At 40.1% G+C, this 23,519-nt stretch carries 17 protein-coding genes and 1 pseudogene; 5 read left to right on the forward strand and 13 right to left on the reverse strand.

The genetic code is table 11. The features are described 5' to 3' along the window. Window positions 1-8: 8 nt before the first annotated feature. The 3 genes from IE080_RS17445 to IE080_RS17455 all read left to right on the forward strand — a co-directional run bounded on the left by IE080_RS17445 (window position 9) and on the right by IE080_RS17455 (window position 7,463). A complete protein-coding gene (locus IE080_RS17445) occupies window positions 9-2,870 on the forward strand; it encodes a CHAT domain-containing protein (RefSeq protein ID WP_189585805.1) in 2,862 nt (953 codons plus the stop codon). 210 nt (window positions 2,871-3,080) lie between these two features. After that, the gene (locus IE080_RS17450; protein WP_189585807.1) at window positions 3,081-6,062 is read left to right on the forward strand and encodes a SusC/RagA family TonB-linked outer membrane protein; all 2,982 of its coding nucleotides are present in this window, start codon (window positions 3,081-3,083) and stop codon (window positions 6,060-6,062) included. Window positions 6,063-6,080: 18 nt separating this feature from the next. Continuing rightward, entirely contained in the window at window positions 6,081-7,463 is a 1,383-nt protein-coding gene (locus IE080_RS17455; RefSeq protein WP_189585810.1) for a RagB/SusD family nutrient uptake outer membrane protein, read from the forward strand. A 204-nt stretch (window positions 7,464-7,667) separates the two neighbouring features. Here the strand turns inward: IE080_RS17455 and IE080_RS17460 are convergent, their stop codons facing one another. The 6 genes from IE080_RS17460 to IE080_RS17485 form a co-directional block, all read right to left on the reverse strand. Further along, complete coding sequence (locus tag IE080_RS17460; RefSeq protein ID WP_189585813.1) at window positions 7,668-8,558, reverse strand: dienelactone hydrolase family protein; 891 nt, start codon at window positions 8,556-8,558, stop codon at window positions 7,668-7,670. A gap of 216 nt (window positions 8,559-8,774) precedes the next feature. After that, window positions 8,775-9,704 (reverse strand): DUF4097 family beta strand repeat-containing protein, encoded by a 930-nt coding sequence (locus IE080_RS17465; RefSeq protein ID WP_189585816.1) that lies wholly within the window; start codon window positions 9,702-9,704, stop codon window positions 8,775-8,777. Between the two features lie 12 nt (window positions 9,705-9,716). Beyond that, the gene (locus IE080_RS17470; RefSeq protein WP_189585819.1) at window positions 9,717-10,523 is read right to left on the reverse strand and encodes an outer membrane beta-barrel protein; all 807 of its coding nucleotides are present in this window, start codon (window positions 10,521-10,523) and stop codon (window positions 9,717-9,719) included. 12 nt (window positions 10,524-10,535) lie between these two features. Next, window positions 10,536-11,582, reverse strand: coding sequence for a hypothetical protein (locus IE080_RS17475; protein ID WP_189585822.1), 1,047 nt, complete (start codon window positions 11,580-11,582; stop codon window positions 10,536-10,538). A gap of 13 nt (window positions 11,583-11,595) precedes the next feature. Continuing rightward, the gene (locus IE080_RS17480) at window positions 11,596-12,333 is read right to left on the reverse strand and encodes a hypothetical protein (RefSeq protein ID WP_189585825.1); all 738 of its coding nucleotides are present in this window, start codon (window positions 12,331-12,333) and stop codon (window positions 11,596-11,598) included. After that, entirely contained in the window at window positions 12,326-12,895 is a 570-nt protein-coding gene (locus tag IE080_RS17485) for an RNA polymerase sigma factor (RefSeq protein ID WP_189585827.1), read from the reverse strand. Before IE080_RS17485 ends, IE080_RS17480 begins: the two co-directional genes overlap by 8 nt. Window positions 12,896-13,159: 264 nt before the next feature. On the opposite strand from IE080_RS17485, the gene IE080_RS17490 reads away from it, so the two are divergent. Both IE080_RS17490 and IE080_RS17495 read left to right on the forward strand, forming a co-directional pair. Then, entirely contained in the window at window positions 13,160-13,585 is a 426-nt protein-coding gene (locus IE080_RS17490) for a hypothetical protein (RefSeq protein WP_189585830.1), read from the forward strand. Continuing rightward, on the forward strand, window positions 13,582-14,214 hold the full coding sequence (locus tag IE080_RS17495; RefSeq protein WP_189585833.1) for a hypothetical protein: 633 nt from the start codon (window positions 13,582-13,584) through the stop codon (window positions 14,212-14,214). The genes IE080_RS17490 and IE080_RS17495 overlap by 4 nt, the downstream gene beginning before the upstream one ends. Window positions 14,215-14,427: 213 nt before the next feature. On the opposite strand, the gene IE080_RS17500 is transcribed toward IE080_RS17495, so the two are convergent. The 7 genes and pseudogenes from IE080_RS17500 to IE080_RS17525 form a co-directional block, all read right to left on the reverse strand. Beyond that, window positions 14,428-15,756 (reverse strand): Gfo/Idh/MocA family protein, encoded by a 1,329-nt coding sequence (locus IE080_RS17500; RefSeq protein ID WP_189585835.1) that lies wholly within the window; start codon window positions 15,754-15,756, stop codon window positions 14,428-14,430. Between the two features lie 151 nt (window positions 15,757-15,907). Beyond that, window positions 15,908-17,317, reverse strand: coding sequence for a TlpA family protein disulfide reductase (locus IE080_RS17505; protein WP_189585838.1), 1,410 nt, complete (start codon window positions 17,315-17,317; stop codon window positions 15,908-15,910). A gap of 210 nt (window positions 17,318-17,527) precedes the next feature. Further along, a pseudogene (locus tag IE080_RS19560) lies at window positions 17,528-17,707 on the reverse strand (DUF6364 family protein); the annotation flags it as partial. 90 nt (window positions 17,708-17,797) lie between these two features. Beyond that, a complete protein-coding gene (gene hutU / locus IE080_RS17510) occupies window positions 17,798-19,792 on the reverse strand; it encodes a urocanate hydratase (RefSeq protein ID WP_189585841.1) in 1,995 nt (664 codons plus the stop codon). 92 nt (window positions 19,793-19,884) lie between these two features. Beyond that, window positions 19,885-21,936 carry a Kelch repeat-containing protein gene (locus IE080_RS17515; RefSeq protein WP_189585843.1) on the reverse strand — a complete coding sequence of 684 codons (2,052 nt, stop codon included), beginning with the start codon at window positions 21,934-21,936 and terminating at the stop codon, window positions 19,885-19,887. Window positions 21,937-21,948: 12 nt separating this feature from the next. After that, entirely contained in the window at window positions 21,949-23,178 is a 1,230-nt protein-coding gene (locus IE080_RS17520) for a hypothetical protein (protein ID WP_189585846.1), read from the reverse strand. Between the two features lie 161 nt (window positions 23,179-23,339). Then, window positions 23,340-23,501: a nucleotidyltransferase family protein gene (locus tag IE080_RS17525; RefSeq protein ID WP_189585849.1), complete on the reverse strand. Its 162-nt coding sequence runs from the start codon at window positions 23,499-23,501 to the stop codon at window positions 23,340-23,342. Window positions 23,502-23,519: the final 18 nt, after the last annotated feature.

Below are 23,519 nucleotides of genomic sequence, written 5' to 3' on the forward strand. Positions count from 1 at the left end.
ATACCAATATGAAAAAGATAATTCTGAGTATATCTATTCTTCTATTTCTCTTCATGCTAGTCGGTCGTACCGCTTTTGCCCAAGCTGACTTAAATACCTATTTGAACAAGTATTCCAAAGCATTTGAGCAGAAAAACCCGACAGCGATGGCAGCTGCTTGTGAAGAAATGATTCAAGCTTTTCCTGACACCCATTGGGGTTATGTTTTGATGTCTTATTCCCAATTGATGTTGAAAGACAAGGAAAAAGCCATGAACTATTGGTTGAACGGGGTCAACTTGGCTCCCTTGGATTATCATGCATTAGCAGTAGGAGCTTGCAATTTTGCAGTTCATGGCAAACTTGATGATGCGAAAAGTTACATGCATTTTGCCTATCAGGTTAATGGGAATCCAGATGCTCCAAAATTACTTGAAGAAGATCTGGCCCTGTTGAATAAGTATTTGACATTACCTTTAAGCGAGTTGGTTTCTGAAAGTCGGAGGATTGCCCCTATTTATAGCAATAATGGGTTCTTTTTTCAGGATATGGGTGAATGTTTTAATCTTTGGACCCAAGGAAAACCATGCAACAGAAAACATGGGTTAATTCAGCGAATGAAAGCATGGCCTGTTCCAATTCCATATTTTGAAAATTCAGTACAGTTTTTCGAAGCTCAAGGAGTGTTAGAGGCTGGAGATTACAAAAATGGTATTCCTCTAATGACCTCATTCATTAATAGTGCTTCTCAAGATATACATTTACAGCATTTTAAAGCTTCTGGTTATTATTACATGTCTGTTTATGATTTAAGTGAGTTTAATTATGGCGAATCCTTAGTAAATGCTGAACTAGGTTTAAGGGCACATGATCAAATACCCATAGTTTTTCCCAATACGTACTCTTTGTATTTGCAGGATAGAAAAATAATGGCCCTTAATCTTCTAGAGAGGCCTAGGGAAAAGTCCAAGGAAGCAATGGAGCTATTGACAGTAGCAGAACTGATGAATAATCGTGAATTTCAGGTCAAATCCTATAATTATTTGGTATCTGATCTATTGATGACCACCAATCAAGATGATTATAGATTGATGAACCAATTATTTCAAAAAGCGAATTCATTAGCTAAGGGGGATCCTAACTTGGAAGATATTATTGGAGGGAATTATGCATCATTTTTATATAGGGAAAAGAAACCTAAAGAAGCTAAACAGCTCTTACTTGCATTAGCAGAAAAGAGGTTACGGGCAGGTCAGATTTCTGATGCTCAATTATTGTACAATAATGCTGGCTTTTTGGCAAATTATGAAAGTCAATATTTGGAGTCGGTTGATTTGTTTAAAAGGTCCATTGCCATTACAGAAAGTTATCGAGGAAAACTTTCTCCCACACAACAATTGACGATGATGGACGCCCAAAGTTCGGCTTATGGTGGGTTGATCTTGAGTTATGAGCGGTTAAAAGATTCAGAAGGATTGTTTCAGGCCCAGGAACAAAATAGGAGCCGTTTTTTGAGAGAACGCTTAAATCCAGCCGCCAAACCGCTTAAACTTCAAGAAGCACAAGCCCTCTTGAGACCTGAAGAAGCTTTGATTTATTATTCCACAGGAAATAGACCAGGAGATGTTATTATCCATGTGATTACCAAGGAGCGATCAAGCATTCATCAACACTATCCGATTGATGAATGGCTAACGCTCAAGAAGCAATTTCTCAATCGTTTTTTTGGAAGACCCGATGCGCTGAACGGGGTAAAAGCAGGGCCTTTGGAAGACGTGGTGAACGGAAGCCTAGTTCAATATGCTTCCAAAGAACAGGCTTTTACCTCTCAGCACTTTGAAGAAGCATTTGAAGTGACGCGAGAGTTGCTCAAATCCTATGAACAAGAGTTAATTCCCGTGAGGAATGAAATTCTTTCTTTTTGGCATCAGTTTTTGATTGCTCCAATATTGCCACAGCTTCAAGGGAAAATTTCATTGATTATCAGTGCGGAAGAGCATTTGAGTTTGCTGCCTTTTGAGTCTTTTATCTCTCGGGATGGACACTACCTGATTGAAGAGTTTGAAGTTGCTTATACTCCTTCTATGACTGTGTTGAATGAAGTTAGAAAAAGAAATTATTCAACTAATCGTAAACCAGTGATCGCTATGGGAGGTGCAACCTATCAGGGGAGATCTCCACAGGTAGGTTCTGTAGAGAGAGGATTACTTGGATTTCTCCAAGTCCAGGCAGATGTACAGAAAAAATTGAGTCAAGGGAGCAATATATCCATAGAGTTGGCAAAATTAGGGTTTGGTCTGCAGGCAGATTACCTAGCGGGAACACTCCGGGAAGTTCAAATGATTCAACAAATGATCCCAGAAGCGACAATATTGATTGATCGTGATATGCGAGAATCTGTGGTCAAATCTCTTGATAAAAGTGGGGAATTGGCTAATTATCGTTTCATTCACATTGCGACTCACGGGTTTGCGTATGAAGCTATTCCCGAACTCGCCGGCCTGATGATGACATCTCCTCCGGAGGGTGATGCAATAGAGGACACTTTTTTGATAGCTCCAGAGATAGCCAATATGAATTTAAAAGCAGACTTGGCAATTCTTAGTGCTTGTGATACAGGAACGGGAAAATATTATAGAGGCGAAGGGATCAATGGATTAAATTCGGCTTTGATGATAGCAGGTGCTAACGGAACATTACTTTCTTTGTGGCCTGTCAGTGATCAAGGAACAATGGTTTTGATGGCATTATTATATGAATTAGTTTTTTTACAAGATATCCCAGCAGACAAAGCCTTGAATGCAGTCAAAAGACATATGATATCTGGTGCTATGGGTGAGTTTTATCAAGATCCTGTGATTTGGGCTCCTTTTATTTATAGTGGAAAATAAAATTTTGTTGGATCTGGTGTATATTTTATATTATAAAATTGAATATTAGCAGATCATAGTATGTGTAAACCCGTGGTGAAAATGATATAATTTTATATATACTAGATTATTTGGAGTAGAATTTTACCGTTTGTAAATAATTTTAGATCGAATAAGTTTTGTATAATTATCTTGTACTTTAATTATTTGTTGATTCCCAAACAAAGTTCTATGAAAAAATTTTACAAATTCAGTATGGCCATACTGCTGCTGTTGGTGACAACAGGTTGGAGTTTGGCGCAGTATACCGTGTCGGGTACTGTACGAGATGATCGGTCAGGGGAGCCTTTGATAGGTGCAACCATTTTGGTCCGAAATACCACCCAAGGGTCAGTGACCGATTTGGATGGTAGGTTTACGATCAGCATCAGTGGCAATACTAGTGCTGTTTTGGTGGTGTCTTCTTTAGGGTATGTGAGCCAGTCCATTCCCGTCAATGAAAACACGGGTTCCATTACTGTTTCTTTGAAGCAGGATGCTACCAATTTGGAGGAAGTGATTGTAACTGGTCTGGCATCTTCTGTCAAACGAAGTAACTTGGCAAATGCAGTTTCTTCCGTATCATCCAAGGAATTAACTGGAACGACAACGATTCAAACCGCAGATGGTGCCTTGTACGGTAAAATTGCTGGTGCGACTATTCGATCCAATTCCGGTGCACCTGGAGGAGGTGTATCTATCCAATTAAGAGGTATTTCTACCTTGACAGGAGCCTCCCAGCCTTTGATTATCTTGGATGGTGTCTACATCAATAACTCTTTTCAACGAACTGGTAGAGCTTCTGTGTCAGGGGCTGGAGGTTCTAATCAAGATGATGGGGCCAATCGTTTAGCTGATTTGAATCCAAATGATATTGAGTCCATTGAAGTATTGAAAGGACCATCAGCAGCTGCGATCTATGGTACACGTGCTAACGCAGGGGTAATCATCATTACTACCAAGCGTGGAGCTGAAGGGAAAACCAAGGTGTCTTTCTCACAAGATATTGGTTCCGCCACACCATTAAGATTATTAGGTGTGGATGATTGGTCTGAGGAAAAAATTAATTTCTTTTTCCCGGAAGCCAGAAGACCTGTAGAATTGGAGCGATTTAGAAATGCTGTAGCAACCAATACTTTCGTAGATTATGAGGATTACTTTTATAACAATCCTGCTTTATTGTTAAATAGTAGAGTGACTATTTCAGGAGGAACGGATAAGACGAAATTCTTTGTGTCAGGAAATATTGCGGATGAAGGAGGTACAGTGAGAAATACTGGGTTCCAGCGTTATTCTGTAAGAGCAAACATTGATCATAAGATTTCAGATGTATTTAAATTAAGTGTTTCTTCTAACTATATCCGAAGTAATACAGATAGAGGTTTTACAGGTAACCAAAATAACACAGGTGCTTCGATCGGTTACAATATTGCATATGTTCCTAACTATTGGGACTTAAGAAGAAATGCCGATGGCACCTATCCTTTAAATCCATATTTCGCGGAGAATCCTGTGGCAGTTACTGACCATGGGATCAACAATTCTGTTGTCAATAGATTTGTACAAGCATTTACGTTGGACGTTAATATCTTAAAAACGGCTAATAGCTTCCTTACACTTCAATTAGGCGGAGGTTTGGATTTCTTGCAAAATACTTCACTAGTATATCTTCCTGAATTCCTTCAATTCCAGAGAGCGCAAGCTAACCCTGGAGATGTCTTATGGGGGAAACAAGAAAGCTTCAATACCAATTTCCAAGGGGTATTAGTTTACAACTGGAACCTAGGTAAGGTAAACATGAATTCTCAGGCAGGTTTGGTTCGGTTGGATTTTGAAAACAACAATTTATTCAACAGAGGAAGGGGATTAGCTCCAGGTCAATTGAATATTCAACAAGCGACTGTTCAACAAGTAGAAAGTCAGTTTTTCTCTACGATTCAGGAAGCAGGTATTTTCTTGCAGCAAGAAGCTAATTTTGAGGATAAAATCATTGGTACAGTAGGTATTCGATGGGATAAATCGACCTTAAATGGTGATCCAAATAAGTTCTTTGCATTCCCAAGAGCATCGGTTGCTGTTAACTTGGCTAATTTCGATTTTTGGACCAATAAGTCCACAGTATCCGCATTGAAGCCAAGAATTGCTTATGGTGAAACTGCCGGCCCTGTTAACTTTGGGACTACCTTTACTCCTTTGGGAGGCTCTAATATCGGTGGTTTGCTAGGATCTGTTGTTTCTGCTCAAATTGGTAATAGACAGATTATCCCTGAGACAGCAACCGAATTGGAGATGGGTATAGATGCAGGTTTCTTTAATAACCGTATAGGTTTGGAAGCTACCTATTACATCAAAAGGACCCAAAATAATCTTCAAAACCTTTCTTTATCACCTTCAACTGGTGTGACTACTACGCCAAGTAATGAAGCTGAATTGGAAAATAAAGGAGTTGAATTAGCCTTATTTGGTTCGGTGATACAAAAGCCTAATTTTAGTTGGAATACCCGTGTAATGTATTGGCATAACCGATTGACCATGACAAGACTTGGTATCCCTACCTATTTTGCAGGTGGATTTGGTGCAGCTTTAGGTACATTTTTGTATGCTGAAGGGTTTTCTCCTACAACTATCATTGGAACACCTGCTGATCCAAATAATCCAGGAGGATTTACCATTTGGGGAGATGCTCAGCCACGATACAATATGTCTATGGTCAACAACTTCACCTTTGCTAAAAACTTTGAGTTTTCCTTCCTGATGGAATATAGACACAGAGGAGACAATATCAACTTAAGTACCTTCTTGACAGACTCAGGTGGTACTACACCTGGATGGTTTGATGATGATAATGGTGATGGTATTCCGAATGGTAGACAAAGACCACCTGCACCATTTAACAATGCAGGAAGATGGGTGCAGGATGCTACTTTCTTGAAAATCCGTGAAATAGGCTTGTATTACAATGTTCCAAAAGCTAAAATCAATGAAGTCTTTGGTAACTCTGTGGAAAATATCCGAGTAGGTACATCTATCAACAATGCTTTCCTTTTCACCAATTACTTTGGTTATGATCCTGAAACATCCACTTTTGGAGCTCAGGCGGTAGGGAATAACGTGGATATTACCCCATACCCAACTCCAAGAAGAATCTTCTTCCACTTGACCATTGACTTCTAAAACCTAACGCTAAGAACAATGAAAAAATTAAATAAATATATAGGATTAGCAGCGGTAGTAGCAAGTACATTTATGGCTTGTAACCCCTTGCAATTGGACGAAATCATTGATCCAAACAATCCTTCTGTAGAATCCGTCAGTAACAACGCTTCCAATGAGCAGATACAATTCTTATTGACTGGCTTGGAAGCGAGACATAGAGGCTATGTTACCAACGTATCCCAAGCTTGGAATACCTTCGGTCGAGAGATTTGGTACTTAAATGGATCTGATCCTCGTTTCCAAACAGATTGGTTGGGACAAGCAGGAAGGGTTCCTGATCGTGCGTATTTTGGTTTTGGAGCTACTGGTGGAGGCTCTTGGGCAGCACCTTTTCAGGCAATCAAACAAGCTGACGTATTGATTAATGCTGCTAATAATGCGGCAACGCTTAATGAAACATCTAAGAGAGCCGTAGCAGGATTTGCTAAAACCATCAAAGGATATCAATTTATGATTCCTGCAAATTTTGTTTATCAAAATGGAATCAGAATTGACATTGCGGATCCACTGAATCCAGGTCCATTTGTAAGTTATGACGAAGCTTTGAATCACATAAGAGCAATCCTAGATGAAGCTGATCAGGATTTGGTTGCAGCTGGTGGTGGAAATTTCCCATTGCGATTAACAGCTGGATTTAACGGTTTCAATACGAATGCAGGCATCAGACAAATTAACAGGGCTATCACGGCACGACTAAATGCCTATAGAAAAGACTGGAATGGGGTATTGACTGCTTTAGAAGCTTCCTTTATGAATTTGAATGGAAACCTCAATGCTGGTCCTGCGCATCCCTATGGAGCTCCACCAGATATATTCAATCCGCTCTTCTATGTTCCAGATGCTATTGTGAATACGATGATTGTGGTGCACCCATCCGTCATCAGAGATGCTACACCAGGAGATTTACGGGTGACTAATAAGTTTTTCCAGCGTACAAATCCTCCGATCACAGTTTCTACTGACTTTGGTACCTTGGAAGGTAGATTTCAAGACAGAAGATGGCCTTTAAATACCTCTTCTATTCCATTTATACGTAACGAAGAATTGATTCTCTTAAAAGCAGAAGCACATGCTAATTTGGGACAAACTGCTCAAGCCATAGAAGCTATTAACATCATCAGGAATGCTGCAAATATAGGGGCTTATACTGGGGCTACTACCCAAGCAGCCTTGATTGATGAGATCTTGTATCAAAGAAGATACTCTCTTTGGGCGGAACCTTGGGGACATCGTTGGATCGATGCCAGAAGGTATGATAAACTCAATGAAATCGATACTTCCTTTGATGGTGGTACTGTATTCACCCAATTCCCTCATCCACAAGCAGAGTTAAACTGGGATGCTTACGTCAATCGTTAAGATTGTTTAAGTGGATATATTAAAAAAAAGGAGCGAAAAATCGCTCCTTTTTTTATCTTTTGTAAATGATTCGGGTGGAAACCTGTCAGGTTTTGGCTAGATTAGTTGGATTTAATTAACGCCCTCTTTCTCTTAAACCTGACAGGTTTTTTACTTGTTCCCAATTATATTTCAACTTTATTTCCACCTTATTTCAACTTTATTTCACCCTCCTAAATGCTCATTAAAAAAGCTTACAGTCCTTTTCCATGCTAATTCAGCCGCTTCTTTGTCATAGCGAGGAGTGGAGTGGTTGTGGAATCCATGGTTTACTTCTGGGTAGAAATGCACCTCATACGATTTGTTATGTTTTTTCAATTCCACTTCATAAGCAGCCCAACCTTCATTGACACGTGTGTCCAAATCTGCATAGTGTAATTGAATCGGTGCTTGGATGTTGGGGACCTCTTCTAAAATCGCTTGCCCACCATAGTAAGGAACCGCTGCTTTCAAATCTGCAACTCTACATGCCATCATATTGGATATCCAACCTCCAAAACAAAAGCCGACCACACCTATGTTACCTGTACAGTTTTCCTGATTTTTCAAAAACTCATAGCCTGCAATAAAATCTTCCAGCATTTCAAATCTATCCCGCTTGGCCTGCATGGTGCGTCCCTCGTCGTCTGTACCCGGATATCCTCCAAAAGGAGTGAGCATATCAGGTGCAAAAGCAATAAATCCATCCAAAGCCGCTTGCTTGGCCGTATCTTCAATGTAAGGATTCAGTCCTCGGTTTTCATGGACAACCAATACTCCTGGTGCAGTTCCCTGAAGATTAGCGGGAATACAGAGTAGGCCCTTTATCTTGCCGCCACCCTTAGGAGATTCATATTCAACATAATAACTATCCACTCGAGTATCGTCAGCTCCGAATCTTAACGTACCTGCATAATTGGGCATCAAGTACGAGAGGATAGCCGAAACCGTCAATCCTCCAACTGCATATTTGGAAAGTTTGTCTACAAATTGCCTTCTATTGATTTGCCCATGTACATAGTAATCGTACATGTCAAAAATCTCCTGGGATAATTCTTCTTTTTGTATCTCTTTCATGTGGTTAGTAGTTGAAAATAAAAAACCGAATCCCTACCAAGATAAAGATTCGGTTAAACTCTTTATAGAGTTTTTAACTCAATGGGGAATAGAATGGTTTATCGGTTTGAACTTGTAGTCAGATGAGACAGGTTTAGACCCAGCAGGTTTTTAAAACCTGCCGGGTCTGCCTTTTCCAAGGTTTAGAACTTTGGAAAAGTTAGCTTTTACTCAACCTTAATTAGTAATCGAAATATTCCCCGACACAATCGTTCCTTTGATTTCATAGGCAGCACCATTGTTGATCAGGGTGTTTTTATTTCCCCTAGTTCCTCCTATCGTAATATTCCCTGAACTTGCGCGCATATTATAGTTGAAGTCCTGAAGATTGGAATAGGTCTGTATTGTAAAATTACCAGAGGTTCCTGAGATTCGGGTGTCTTGCCCTAATCCTACTTTACTGGCAGTCAAATTACCGGAAGTTAGGGATAAGTCTCCCAGAGCCGTTACATTTTCCAATTTGGCATTTCCCGAGGTAAGGCGTAGATTAACCTTCCCATCGATATCCTTGACAGTAATTCCTCCACTTGAAGAAGCATACTCAACGTTACCGACAACATCGGAAATTTTCGCATTACCTGAACCCACTTTTCCGGAAATATTTCCATTGATTTTCTCCAAGGTAATGCTTCCAGAACCCGCAGATGCTAAAATGTCTCCATTCACTTTGCTTGCTTTAATTGAACCGGAACCTACTGTCAACCTTGTTTCTTCTGAAATCAGGTTATCTACTGAAATCGAACCTGATCCACCGCTCATTTCAAGCACCAATTCACTTGGTCCTGTTATTCTAATATATCCTTTTGTTCGGACGTTTCCCCAATTGGTTTGGTTTACTTTATGAGAGATTTTTAGAACATTACCCACACTGACAAAAACAATGTCTTGATTGGGGTTGGTGGACTCCAAGAAGGCTTCAACACTGATGTCTTTTTGATTACTCCCAGTAAATTGAATTTCCAAGGCTCCTCCAGAAACTTCGATTTTTTGGATATTGGAGAAGTTTTTTTGGACATCTACCAGTGTTTTCATCTGGGCGCTAGCCGAGCTAACGATGCCTATACAAGCAATCGTGAAAATTGAAATAAATTTAGTTAATGTGTTCATGGTTGTGCTGATTTATAAAATGATACCAAAACTGATGGTGTTTACCTGAGGTCCTTTGGTTGATTGGAAATATTCGTTGAGGTCATAGTTGATAAATAAATCTAAACTTCCAACGCCGATTTCACCTCTTATGCCGTAGCGTAGATCATTGGCGAACATATTGACGCGCTGAAATTCTTTATTTTGGCGATTGTTCTCATCGCGATAAACAAATTTTCCACGACCTCCTAAGCGTAAACCAGCATATGGTCCAACTCCGAAACGGAAATTGTCATTTTTACTATGGAAGTAATTCATGAGTGTAAGGTTGGCATAGGATGCTGAAATCTTGGATTTGGTACCTCCCCCTGACTGAAATTCTTCAAAAAGAATTCCATCTGGACCTCTGAAGGCTTGCAGATTTCTGTCTTCAAACTTGAAGTTATACCAGTTGACTCCAAGTAAAGGTTTGATGGAGAAATGATTACCAATTTTTCTTCGGACACCATAGTTGATTCCAAAAGCCCAGCTTCCCCACGGCTTTACCTGAGGAGCGGACTCTTGTTCAATCCATTGATTGATTCCAAGGTCAAAATTTAATGAGGACTCTATTTTTCTTTTCTTTTTCCCATCGATAACAACATCTTCATCCAAGCTTTTAAAAGACCAAAAGCCATCCTCATATTTTTTGTATAACCATTCATTGCCAAAAAACTTGTAATTTTTTTCTTTTAAAACGGCCTTGGAATCATTTGCAGTAGAGTCTTGGGCAGAGATAATCCCTACCCAAGAAAACATACATAGTAATAGTAGTAAATAGTTGGTTTTAGTAAGTTTCATAGTGTTGTTAGATCAAAAGACAATACCGAATGTAATTGGATTTAATTCAGGTCCAGCTCCATTTTGGAAGAGGGTATTCAGGTCATAAGTTGAGAAGAATTTTAAGCGACCCACACCAACTTCCCCACGAACGCCATATCTGAAGTTGTTGAGATAGATTCCTGTAGGAAGGTGTTCTTTTCTACGACCACCACCATCCAAAGGACGGTACACATACTTGCTTCGTCCTCCTAGGCGGTAACCGGCATAAGGTCCTACGGCTACATTGATACCTCTTTTTCCATTATCATTCATTTTACCAAAATCCAAGCGGAACAAACTCTGGGCAGTCAGATAAGAGGCAGAAATCTTACTTTTGAAACCTGCTACATCGGTACGCTGGATAAAGTCTATTTCTCCATCACCTCTTACGGCTTGGAAGTCGCGGTTTTCGAATTTGAAATTGTACCACTGTACGCCCAAGCCTAAATCCCAATAAAAGCCTTTGGTGATGCGTTGAGAAGCCATCCAATTCAATCCTACGTTCCAGCTGCCCCAACCACGGACCGCATATGGTGAAGAGGAGGTGGGGAAGCTGCCTTCTGAATTTAAGTAACTGTTGATTCCCAAATCCAGGTTGAAATAGGTTCTGAATGGGGGGTCTGATTTTTTGCGGGTACCTGTTTCAACTTTTACCTTGGTTTCAGCTCCTCGCTCATCCACACTGATGCGGATACCTCCCACATTGACTTCCGTTTCCATTCCATTTTCTGAAACTCGGACTACTTCTTTGGTGCCTTTCTTGTTTTGAATTTCTACCACTACCAATTCGCCAGTTTTTTCATCCACAGCCAAGTCAAGCTCAGAGATGATTTGGTTGACATTCATCTTTTTGAGACGCTCAAAATCTTCTTTATTGTCAACGATCACCATGATTTTCCCGGACTTTCCAAATTCCACTATGATGGTGTCTTGGGGTGCTTTAAATTCCTCTGAAAAGCTTGCGAATTTCTCTGGCGTATTCCCAAAGGCCATTTTTACTAAGGCCATAAAGCAAATCACTAAGATATATTTTTTCATGTGTTGATGATTTTCAGTTTGTGTTGGTTTCTTTTCTTTTAGGGGTATTGAGGGCAAATAAGTTGGACTTGGCATCCTGCAGGTCTGCAAATCCACGGCTGATAAAGCCCCCGATTTTATCTACTTTGTTTTCTAATTCATCGATTAAGTTGTCTTTGGGCGCTTCGGCTTTTATTCCCGAGGAACGGATAGTTACTGTGTAGGAAGGCTCCTCATCGACTGCATTGGTGATTGTCGGCTCTACCAATGCAATTGTTTGATCCAGTGCTAATTCTGGGAGTTTTAATTCAGGAAGAGCAATGACATCTTCTTTTACTTCCCGCTGGGCGATGGTTTGAGAGATTGTTTCAATAGCAGGAGCTTTTTCGTTCACCACTTGCGGTCTGGATGCTTTGCTTGTTTCAATAGACTTGATTTCCGTAGTTGGCTCTGAAGAAGGTGGAGTAATTACAGAGGTAGGCTCAGTTGAATCAAAAGTAGTTTCATCCACATTGCTCAGCTCTTCCAATTGTTGCGATACCAGATTTTCTTCCATCAAGGTACCATCCATAGATCCTTGTCTCAGCAGGAGATAACCTAGTCCCAACAGCAGCACCAAAGACGCAGCTACGTACCATCCGATAAATGCTTTTTTCTTGGGCTTTCCCAATCCATCTTCAATCCGTTCCCAAGCAAGTTGGGAAGGACGTTCGGTGTGGTTTTCAAGTTTTTGCTTGAAAAATGAGTCGAATTGATGTTGTTCCTTAGCCATTGATGCTCCTTTCCTTCAGTTGTTGACCTGCAATTTTTTCTTTCAATACTCCTCTTGCTCTGTTTAATTGGGATTTGGAGGTTGATTCCGTGATTCCCAGGAGGCTTGCAATTTCCTGATGGGAATATCCTTCAATTGCATAGAGGTTGAATACCGTTCGATAGCCCACAGGTAATTCAGCTATCAGTGCCAGTAAATCTTCTGCTTCCAAGTGGTTGATTTCATAGCTGCTGCCGTCTTGCTGCCAATTTTCATCGATCAGCACCTCCATGTTGAGGTGTTTGTTAGATCGAAGTTTCAACAATGCCTGTGTCACCATGATTTTTTTCATCCAGCCTTCAAAGCTTCCTTTGTTTTCAAACTGATGTAGTCTTTCGAAAATCTTCATAAACCCTTCTACCAGGACATCTTCTGCTACAAAGTGATCTTTGGTATAGCGAAGACAGATGGCAAAGAATCTCGAAGAATAGCGCTCATACAGGGCTCGTTGGGCCTTTTTGTCGCCATTTTGGCAACCTTCCAAGAGTTCGTCTTCTGTATGGTAGCTTTTTCGAAAAAACATAATGGTTTGCGTTCAATTAGGTAGATACAGAAGTTGGAAAGAAGGTTGCATGGGAATGTTAAAAATTCTGAAATTTTTTTTCAAGATAGATTAAAATGCTTTTAATCAGAATGATAGCAGGGTGTTTTGTGCTAATTAATTTTTTTAAAGCCTCATACTAACAACTTTTCTGAAAAGATACGGGCAAATTTTGAAGCTTTTTGGTTGGGATTGGTGAATATTGATTTTAAACAGTATATTTAGTCGATTTTAATTGTTTTGATAATGGTGAATCGGTTGAGAGTATCTTTTATCGTGGTTTTGCTAGGAGTTTTTATAACCGCTTGTAAGGAGTTTGAAAACAATAACTTCACCACGTTTTTGGGTGCGATTGTGGATGCGGATGGAAGGCCCCTTGCTGGCGTGGAATTGTTTTTTGTAGAAAATCCTGATTGGTGGAACAGTGAAGAGGAATCGAAATTCGATCGAATAATTTACGAACAGCGAACAAATGCGCTTGGGGAATTTAGATTTGTTGTACCAAGAAGGAATTTTGATGCTTTTTATGGAATTAAAGTATCGGAACCTAATTTACTTCTATTTGAACAATTTGACCAAGAGTTTACCCAATCTATTTACCCTGTAAGTGATGGACAGAGGAGTGCAGATGGGGTGGTCAATGTAGGATTAATCCAATTACTGAGACCATGAAGCGTTTTTTACTTTTCTTAAGCGTTTGTATTTGCTTGACAGGTCAAGTTTTACATGCTCAGACTACAGAAACTAACCAAAGGAAACCTGCTGTCTTGTTTGGTTTTGCTGTGGATGGGATTTATAGAAATTTTATCAGTGGAAGCTATCTGGCTGATACCTATCAAATCAACCCTGGTTATCAACTTAAAATGACATTTGGTTTTGAAGGCTATCCAGGGATTGGCCTATATGCAGGTGCTCAAGGAGCCAGGATTTTGGATAATCAGTTTCTTGGGGGATTCTTTGAACGTACGCGCTTTCGGGATTCGGGGATATTTATTTTTTATGATATTCCTATTGTTGAAAAACTTCAAGTTCGAACAGATATAGGGTATGGTGCACTAGTGGTGGTGCATGGAGAAAGTCCTCAACGCTTTTTGCTGGATTATCAGCATTTTTATGGGAATATTGGAGTCAAATATCGGCTCTTTCATGAGCCTCAAATTCACCGAGTATATCTTACAGGAGCGGTTGGTTCAGGAATCTTTCGGGGAAATCAGCTTGTCATCAATGCATTTGACAGGCCTTATTTGGAGCGAGCAACTGATGTAAGAATCAGTATTGGGATTTTATTAGAGTTGTATTAAATAAAAACTTCTATGCGCTTACATCCCTTATTGGGTTCCTTTTTTTAACCATATAAGAAATATAAGTAAATAGAAGAGGGGCTTAAAAACTAAGATATTCCTAGACCGCTTATCTGGGAGAGGAGCAATGAACTCCTCAGTATGGTCATACAATTTTATTGGTAGAAGTTTTGTTTTTATAATTTATCCAATAATTGAAAATGTGCGAGAAAGCTACAATTGAGGTAGCTTCCATCCATTATGATACTCAGCCTTAATTAGTGTGTTGGCTTCGGTATTGGTGAATAAGGATTTTTCCTGATCCCAATAAATTTTCTGACCTGTCTTAAAGGCAATGTTGCCCATGTGCGCATTAATGGCAGCTATACTTCCTGTTTCTACACCACAATTTAAGAGAGAAGCATCATTGCTTTTGATCGCTTGTACAAAGTTTGCCATATGATTTTCCAAAGCATTGCCTTCGGGTCTCACTTTTTGAATAGCTTCTGTTCGAGCTACTCCATTATCTTTTTCAGAAATAACCTCCCAGCCCCCTCTATTGACAACCAATGTGGCGTTGTTACCGATAAATGCAATGCCTTCTCCATAGCCATAATTTCCACCATCAATACCTGTGGCATGTTCCCATAGAAGATTGAAACCATCGTATTCATAGACAGCTTGCAGGGTATCGGGAGTTTCGGAAGCATCATCTGGGTAGGCGAGTTTACCACCGGAAGCCATTACTGACTTAGGAGCGGATGCGCCCATCGCAAAGAGGGCAATATCTAGTTCATGAACACCCCAATCAGTCATTAATCCACCTGCATAATCCCAAAACCAACGGAAATTGAAATGAAAGCGATTTTCATTGAAAGCACGCTTGGGGGCAGGGCCTAGCCACATATTATAGTCGACTCCTGCAGGGATAGCGCTGTCATTTTTGATCGGAACAGGCTTCATCCAGCCTTGATAGGCCCAGCATTTGACGAGTCGAATATTCCCCAATTGACCAGACTTGACAAAATCGATGGCTTGGCTGTATTGAGAGCCACTGCGTTGCCACTGCCCAACTTGTACCATTTTCCCATATTTCTCAGTGGCCTTTACCATGAGTTGACACTCTTCAATGGAATTGGCAAGAGGTTTTTCTACATAAGCATGCTTGCCTGCTTCCAAGCTATCGATGAGGTTTAGACAATGCCAATGGTCTGGCGTGCCAATGACGACCACATCAATGTCCTTATTTTCCAACATTTTGCGATAATCCTTATACAGGGTAGGTTTCTTGCCTCTTGCTTTTACTACGTCTCCTGAGCGTTGATCCAATACTTGCTGATCAATATCAGCCAAGGCAATGCAGTTAACCGCTGGATTTTTCAACAAGGCACTCATATTGGACCAGCCCATGCCTTTACAGCCAATGACTCCCACATTCAATTGGTCACTGGCTGGTATGCGGCCATAGCTTCTGAAAAATTCTTCTGCTGTCACTAAGGTAGGCATGCTTAGGCCTGCGGTGGCCAGTAGGCTTTTTTGCAAAAATTTTCTTCTGGTGTTCATAGGTTTGAAGGTTAGGTTTATTGAGATTCTTGACTAAACCGCTTTTTCTTTCAAGCGGTAATTTCAAGTGTAAAATATACGCTTTTAATGAAAAGAACAATCATAAGCTAAAAAAACCCTGAAGTATTTCAAATGGCAACTCAAGTTTTACTTACAGGTATTTATCCACCATTTCTCTGATTTTTCCAGATGGTCTATCTGCTGAGGGATCAATTACATTTCCTTCTTTGTCCAATAATAAGAATCTTGGAATAGCATTGACCATAAAGTGTTGGGCAATGTCAGATTTCCAGGCATTTTCTGCAAACCACTGCAAGCCTTCCATATTCTTGGCGTTGACCATTTTTTCCCAAGGTTCTTTGCTATTGTCTATGGATACTGTCAGAAAAGAAATAGACTTATCCTTGTATTCCTCTTTCATTTTATCCCAATGCGGGTGTTCCGCGATGCATGGTCCGCACCAAGTGGCCCATATATCGATGTAAACAAGGTTTCCTTTGAGGTCACTTAGCTTGACAGGTTCACCTTCGATGTTCACAAAATTGAAGTCAGGAACTTCCTTTCCGGGCATAATCGGTTCCCATTTTTGCTTGATTTCATCGAGTTTGGCTAGGAGTTTGGGACTTTGATTTTCTACTTCAAACTTTTCAAGCGAAGACTTTACATGCACGGGCCCTCTATATTCAAGATTGGATTTGATGAAATCAAAAAGCAGTTGGTCTTTAATAGCTTGATTTTTGAGTAAATTATCCATGGCTATAAATCTAGCTTTCTCATAACCTTCCTCGCTGCCTTTCAGGGTGGAGTCTTGCTTCATTAATTGGCTGACTTCTTCATTGATTCTGCTGTCAATGAGAGATTTATAAACCCCTGATTTGAGTAAATCTTCGCGTGAGAGGTCAAGCTGACGGAGTTTTTCTTTCACTTCATCCATAGGGAAGTCAACAGAATCACGTGGAATTTTCCTGATGTAGGCGTGGTACATGGGATATTGGTTGTCCATGTACAGCGGTTGATAGCTAATAAATGCCTCCTCTAGTTTGATAAATTTTTTGTTTACAGTTTCTTCCGTTTTTAAAACATCCAATGTTGATGAGAGCTTGCTAAAAAATTCATCCTTTTTGGTAAAATACGCATCCTTGTTCAGTGCCATAAGCTCAATAGGATTATTTATACCGCTCTCTTTGGAGTATTTGTCCTTTTCGAAAAGGTAGGTGTTTTCTGCTGCAAGGTCTCCATGAAGTTTGAATGTGTCGTCCAATGATTCCAAGCTTGCCTCCACAAAAATGCTATCCCCAGGACTTAGAAAAAGGGAGAAGGCTTCCTCTCCTGTGCTGATGTAATAATATTCGGATTCCTCTGCTTCAAATGTAATTCTGAAATTGCCATCCTCTGATATCGTCGTTTTGGCAATTTCTTGTTCCAAATAGACCGTAATTTCTTTGTCATTGCTGTTTGAAAGTGTACCTGCAATGATGATCGTAGGGTTGAATTTTTCGGGCTGATTGCAACTTAACATCACAAGTGTAGCCAAAAGAATTATTGTAGATGATTGTCTCATGGTGAAGGTTTTAAGAAATAGAGCCTTAAAATTTAGTAAATTTTGATGAAAGCACAAAAATTAAGGCCTTAATTAGTTCCAGGAATAATATGTATAATTCCACTCTGCCTTCATCTGCTAAGATAAAAAGTTCTTGTGCGTCTTTAAAAAAATCTTCTCGATTTTGAAGAAGGTCTAGCACAATGTTGGTGTCTACAAAAAGCCTTTCCATTAGGAGTATTTCTTTTCTAAATAGTCATAACACTCCTCTTTATCTTTGTTTTCATCCGAGTTCTGAATCACTCCAGTTAGACTTTCAACCAGATGACTAATCTTTCTATCTTTTTCTTGTCTTTGAGTTAAGCTATGTAAATAGTCTTCGATTAGACTTGAAAGGCTTACTTTTTGATTTTTGGCATAACTTCAGGAAGATTATCCAACTGTTTCTTTACTTGTGACTTTGTTAACATGGGTATAGTTTTTAGGTAATTTAGTCTTTTTTTAATATTCCAACAAATCCTCATCCACCATCTCCGGTAGCGTAACCTTTAATCCTGGAGTCCTTTCCATTTCCCGTTTGATCGCAAACAAGGCCTCCTCGTTTCTGGCCCAGGCCCTGCGGGAAATGCCGTTGTTGACGTCATAGAACAACATGGATTGGAGTCTGCGATTGGCTTCTTCGGTACCATCGAGTAGCATTCCAAAACCTCCATTCATTACTTCACCCCAGCCTACACCGCCTCCATTGTGGATGGAAACCCATGTTGCACCACGAAAACTGTCACCGATTACATTGTGAATAGCCATGTCGGCAGTAAACTTGCTACCATCGTAGATATTGCTCGTTTCCCGGAAAGGGGAGTCTGTGCCGCTGACATCATGATGATCCCTTCCCAAAACAATGGGAGCAGAGAGTTCTCCTGACTTTACGGCTTTGTTGAAGGCTTCTGCGATTTTGATCCGACCTTCTGCATCGGCGTAGAGGATACGTGCCTGTGAACCCACTACCAGCTTATTTTTACCAGCTTCTTCTATCCATTGAATATTGTCCTGCATCTGTTGTTGGATTTCGATAGGGGCTGAAGCTTTAATCTCCCTCATGACTTCCAGTGCTATGTGATCGGTTTTCTCTAGGTCTTCCGCTTTGCCAGAAGTACATACCCAACGGAACGGGCCAAAACCATAATCAAAACACATGGGTCCCAAAATATCCTGCACATAGGAAGGATAGCGGAAATCAATACCATTTTCGGCCATTACCTCAGCCCCGGCACGGGATGCTTCTAATAGAAACGCATTGCCGTAGTCGAAAAAGTAAGTTCCTTTGGCCACATGTTTATTTACAGTAGCAGCGTGTCGACGGAGTGAATCTTGAACTTTTATTTTAAAAGTATCCGGGTCATTGGCCATCATGATGTTGGCTTCTTCGAAACTCAAACCCACAGGATAATACCCGCCCGCCCATGGATTGTGAAGGGAGGTCTGATCCGAACCGAGTTCTACGGTGATATTTTCCTCGTCAAACTTCTCCCATACATCCACTATATTTCCTAAATAAGCGATGGATACCACCTCTTCGTTTACTTGGGCCTTTCTTACTCTTGCAACCAATCCATCCAAATCATCCAGCAGTTCATCCACCCAGCCTTGTTCATGTCTTTTGTGAGCGGCTTTGGGGTTAACTTCTGCACAGACCGTGATGCAGCCTGCGATACTCCCTGCTTTGGGTTGGGCGCCTGACATGCCTCCCAAACCTGCGGTCAGGAAAACCTTTCCTTTGGGGTTGACGGCTACCCCTAATTTTTTTCTGAAGGCATTCATCACCGTGATGGTCGTGCCGTGCACAATCCCTTGGGGGCCAATGTACATATACGAACCTGCGGTCATCTGTCCATACTGGGTGACGCCGAGTGCATTGTATTTCTCCCAATCATCCGGCTTGGAATAGTTCGGGATCATCATGCCGTTAGTCACCACAACCCTTGGCGCATCCTTGGATGAAGGGAAAAGGCCCATGGGATGACCAGAGTACATGTGGAGGGTTTGCTCATCTGTCATTTCGGATAAGTATTGCATGGTGAGCAGGTACTGGGCCCAGTTTTGGAATACGGCCCCGTTTCCCCCGTAGGTAATCAGTTCCTGCGGATGTTGGGCCACAGCTGGGTCCAGGTTGTTTTGGATCATGAGCATGATGGCAGCTGCCTGTTGGCTTTTGGCAGGATATTCCGAAATCGGCCTTGCATACATCTCATAGTCCGGTATAAACCGGTACATATAGATCCTTCCATATTCCTGTAATTCTTCAAAAAACTCCTTTGCCAATTCCGCATGCCAAGCCTTCGGGAAATATCTCAGGGCATTCCTCACCGCCAACTTTTTTTCCTCCACACTCAAGATATCCTTACGCTTGGGCGCATGTGAAAAATCAGGGTTAGGCTGTTTTTTTGAAGGTAGGGTGGAGGGGATGCCTTGGGTTATATATTCTCTGAATGTCATTTTTGAAAGTTTAGTTATTTTGGGTTTTTATCCGGAAACAAGGTAGAAATATGCTTCGTGAGATAAAGAGGAAGTATACATTAGAAACTAAATTAGAAATATGCTGGATCAAATTCTAGTATGCTTCTAAAATTATCAAAAATATAGTATTTGCCTGAACTCCTTACACTAAGCAAAGGTCTAAAGGTAGGAGAGATGTGTAGAGGCATAGGAGTTATTATTACTTCAAACGTCTGTAAATCAATAGCAACAGATTGATTTCGAGTATTATAATAGATTTTGGATCCAATGACCGTCAGGTCATTGGTTACAGGAAGATTTGGTATAGATAAAGTACTTATAGTCGTCCAGGTTTCAGTAGATTCATTAAATGTTGCTAAGAAGCCTTGTTCAGATGTTTCGCTCCTACCCAATAGCCAGAGTTTTCCTTCGAACTGGAAGGTCAAATGCCGTTTAATAACACTTTCTGGAATGGATTTATTGGATTGTTCCGCCCAAGTATTCGATTGGATTGAATATCTCCACCGTGAACTGGATTCAGTACCGGTAGGGCTAAACCCTCCCTCCACGTACAAATATTGGGGTGTGGCATAAACTACCTTTGGAAAATTAAGGATAACCGGCAGGTTGGCCAATCGGCTGATACGTTTGGAAATGGGATCAAATTGAAAGAAATCCATATTGGTTCTGCCCTGTTCTTGATTGTTTCCGGCCATGTAAATCCTGCCATTTGGAGCACCTAGTGCAAAAGTATTTGCTAAGTGTCCATTAAAATTATCGGTCAAAAGCAAATGGAAATTGTTGGTTTCAGGTTCAAATGTGAAGATTTTATTTTGATTGAAAAAGTAGCCTACACCACCTAAGGTGGTAGAGTTTCCCCCATTTATTGGCGCGCTGAAAAAATCCGGATGTACTATAGCTACTGGAATGAATTGATCAGTGAATGTGAGGTCTACTGCATGGGTAGATGGCTCACCAAACGTTTCCATAAATATTTTCATGTTTCTAGATACAACCCGGGCACCGAAAGCAGGTTCAATATGAACATATACACGATTAGAGAGGTTGGTGTCTTCGTAAAGTTCTAGGTGAGTCAACGGGTTGGAAGCAATGGCTTTATTGAAATAAATACCATGTGGATTAAGGTTAGAAACCTGAACTGTAAACATTTCTGTTAACCCTACCTCGATGGATTGATTTGGCTCTAGTTGGGTAGGATTTAGTTTAAACCCATTTTCTACGATATACCTTTCCCCACGAATCGACACTTCCAGCGTTGGATTGGGTTTATCAAATCTGGCCGCTGGTAAAAATCTAATATAATCTTTGAAAATTCCCCGAAGAGGTAAAGAAAACTCACTCTCCCCATTTTTGTAAACAATTTTCAGATTCACATCTTCTAAATAATCACCCTCTAGTATTATGGTTTGATTGAAATTGCTTCCCGGACCGGAGTAATTCTTAAAGGTTGGTTTTCTGAAATTGAATGGTTTAGAAATGTAAAAGGTCTTTCCGTCAATTTGAAAATTATATTGAAAAGTATGCTCCCTATATTGAAAGGGTTCAAAGTTGATATCTTTTGGTACTAAAAATTGGAAGAATGTATCAGTTGTTTTAATCACATTAGCGATTTGTCCTTCTATATAAATAGAATAATTGGTGGGTAATCGACTGATGTTTTTCCCGAATACAGTAATGGTGTCTCCAAAGTATAGTGGATCGGGAATAGTTATGTTTTCAAAAATAAAACCATCTGAACCTTGGCTGGTAAACTCAAACCCTTCGGAATAAACTGTGTTGGATTTGGTAATCATATACGCTGCTACATAGTACTTTTCTAAATTTTTCATTCCATGGGCTGCATCTAAAGAGAAAAAAGCATCCGGTTTTCCTCCTTGTTTTACAAATTCAGAGCTGCCTTTTCTTGGATTGGGATCTGTTCCAAAGGCAAATCCGAATTCAAGGATTTCTTCGGAACCGTAATCAAAGACATTGGCAGCAAATTGTACCCGGTTGGCATCAATGTCTTGGACAAAGGCTACAGAAAACCGGGGGTGACTTAAGGGGACAGGTTCTTCATTGTGACAGGAAATCAGTCCTGTGCAAAGAGAAATCAGTACGAATAGATAAGAAAAGGACTTCATACAATCAATGGGTTAAAAACGGATGCCGATGAGAAAGGAATTGTTGATTTCACTGAAGACAGAAATTTTGTCTTCGATAGGAATAGAAAAATTGCGGGGCGAATAGGTCGCTTGGTATTCCAGTAAGAATCCAATTTTACCCCTAGGCTTTAGGTGAGTTCCTATTTTGAAAGCAGGATTGGTAATGACACGTTTTCGGTCTACAAAAGTCTCCTCTTTCAAGGTAATGATAGAAGAAAAACTTTGTCGATGGTCCATCACGGCAAAGTCCTCTTGGAGAAAACTATAGCCTAACCAAGTTCCAATTCCCATATAAAGTTCCATTGATTGGTTTTTGGTTAAGGTATAATTGAAGAAGGCTGGTAAAACCAGATTTATTGAACGGAACTCCTGAGTACCGCTGATTTGGCTGGAAGGATTGCTCTGCACAGTATTTACTTGATATTTTTGAAAAACAACCCCTAACCCGACATCATACCCAGATCTCGGTCTGTTTCGGATTTGATGTCCTTTGATTCCTATGATGAAAGTAGGTGTCATGCCCGTCACAAAAGCATCTATTCTCTCAGCATCTCTAAAATTTAACAGTTGGTTAGATTGACCTACACCCGCAATCACATAGGGGGAGATGATTTTTTTGACGATTCTATCTATTATTATGTCATAAGGGATATTTTCGCAAGTATGGTAACGGCTAAGGACATCCAAAAAATCTTGCTCTAAGTACCTGGTAGAAGCAATTAATTCTTGAAGTTTGACTCCACAGTTTCCCGAAGTGAGAATATTTAATATAGCAATGTGTGGGTATTTTTTAGAAATCGAGAACTTTCTTGAATTGGAAAGCTCTTTTTTGTCCGCTTTGGGCAATAGAATCAGTTCTTCTCCATTGTCGACATAGAAAAGTTCTTGTAGCCTTAAAAGGCTGAGCCTTCCTTGAAGGAGTAGTTGATAGAAGGCCTGACTGTTGGTGTTAGGCCATGGTTTACTTACAAAAATACGTCCATTGGCTAACCCAAAACCTTGAACTTCGTCGGCTGTATACTCTTTGGTAGTTCCGGAAATATTTGTAAATCGAATAAAGGGATAATCTTGTAGATCAAATTTGGACTCTATTTTTCCAAATTCTTTTGAACCGCTTGGAAGAATGATAAAATCTTGGGTTGTTGATTCACTTTGAGCTTTGGTTGTTCCAAATAAAAACAGCAACAGACTAGTACTAAGGATTAATTTGAAAGAGTTCATAGATTGAAAGCTAGGAAAAGGAATACTAAGAATGAATGATGGTAAAAAAAATACCCCATTCATCGAACCAATTAATCATTTAACAAAAAGATTACCTTTAACTGATGGTCTTTTCGAACAAAATGTGCAATTGCGTTTATACAAAAATAAAAATTAATTTTTTAATTAGTTAAAGTTATCGAAACAAATTTCACCAAAAAATCAATATCCGATTCATCTGTCATTTTACCGGTTACAGCAGAACCAAAAACATAGAGCTCCTCCACTTTATGTTTTTCACAAAGCAACTCAATCGCTGATTTAGACAAATTCACGTTTTTCATAGGCTTAATTTAAGAAAT

Origin of the sequence: Mongoliitalea lutea, from assembly GCF_014652135.1 — a bacterium.
Classification (GTDB): Bacteria; Bacteroidota; Bacteroidia; order Cytophagales; family Cyclobacteriaceae; genus Mongoliitalea; species Mongoliitalea lutea.

Coding starts and splice junctions, on each gene's coding strand:
- IE080_RS17495 (WP_189585833.1), top strand. CDS start 13,582: ATGAAGCGTTTTTTACTTTTCTTAAGCGTTTGTATTTGCTTGACAGGT.
- IE080_RS17445 (WP_189585805.1), top strand. CDS start 9: ATGAAAAAGATAATTCTGAGTATATCTATTCTTCTATTTCTCTTCATG.
- IE080_RS17515 (WP_189585843.1), bottom strand. CDS start 21,936: ATGAAGTCCTTTTCTTATCTATTCGTACTGATTTCTCTTTGCACAGGA.
- IE080_RS17460 (WP_189585813.1), bottom strand. CDS start 8,558: ATGAAAGAGATACAAAAAGAAGAATTATCCCAGGAGATTTTTGACATG.
- IE080_RS17465 (WP_189585816.1), bottom strand. CDS start 9,704: ATGAACACATTAACTAAATTTATTTCAATTTTCACGATTGCTTGTATA.
- IE080_RS17480 (WP_189585825.1), bottom strand. CDS start 12,333: ATGGCTAAGGAACAACATCAATTCGACTCATTTTTCAAGCAAAAACTT.
- IE080_RS17505 (WP_189585838.1), bottom strand. CDS start 17,317: ATGAGACAATCATCTACAATAATTCTTTTGGCTACACTTGTGATGTTA.
- IE080_RS17485 (WP_189585827.1), bottom strand. CDS start 12,895: ATGTTTTTTCGAAAAAGCTACCATACAGAAGACGAACTCTTGGAAGGT.
- hutU (WP_189585841.1), bottom strand. CDS start 19,792: ATGACATTCAGAGAATATATAACCCAAGGCATCCCCTCCACCCTACCT.
- IE080_RS17475 (WP_189585822.1), bottom strand. CDS start 11,582: ATGAAAAAATATATCTTAGTGATTTGCTTTATGGCCTTAGTAAAAATG.
- IE080_RS17470 (WP_189585819.1), bottom strand. CDS start 10,523: ATGAAACTTACTAAAACCAACTATTTACTACTATTACTATGTATGTTT.
- IE080_RS17520 (WP_189585846.1), bottom strand. CDS start 23,178: ATGAACTCTTTCAAATTAATCCTTAGTACTAGTCTGTTGCTGTTTTTA.
- IE080_RS17525 (WP_189585849.1), bottom strand. CDS start 23,501: ATGAAAAACGTGAATTTGTCTAAATCAGCGATTGAGTTGCTTTGTGAA.
- IE080_RS17450 (WP_189585807.1), top strand. CDS start 3,081: ATGAAAAAATTTTACAAATTCAGTATGGCCATACTGCTGCTGTTGGTG.
- IE080_RS17455 (WP_189585810.1), top strand. CDS start 6,081: ATGAAAAAATTAAATAAATATATAGGATTAGCAGCGGTAGTAGCAAGT.
- IE080_RS17490 (WP_189585830.1), top strand. CDS start 13,160: ATGGTGAATCGGTTGAGAGTATCTTTTATCGTGGTTTTGCTAGGAGTT.
- IE080_RS17500 (WP_189585835.1), bottom strand. CDS start 15,756: ATGAACACCAGAAGAAAATTTTTGCAAAAAAGCCTACTGGCCACCGCA.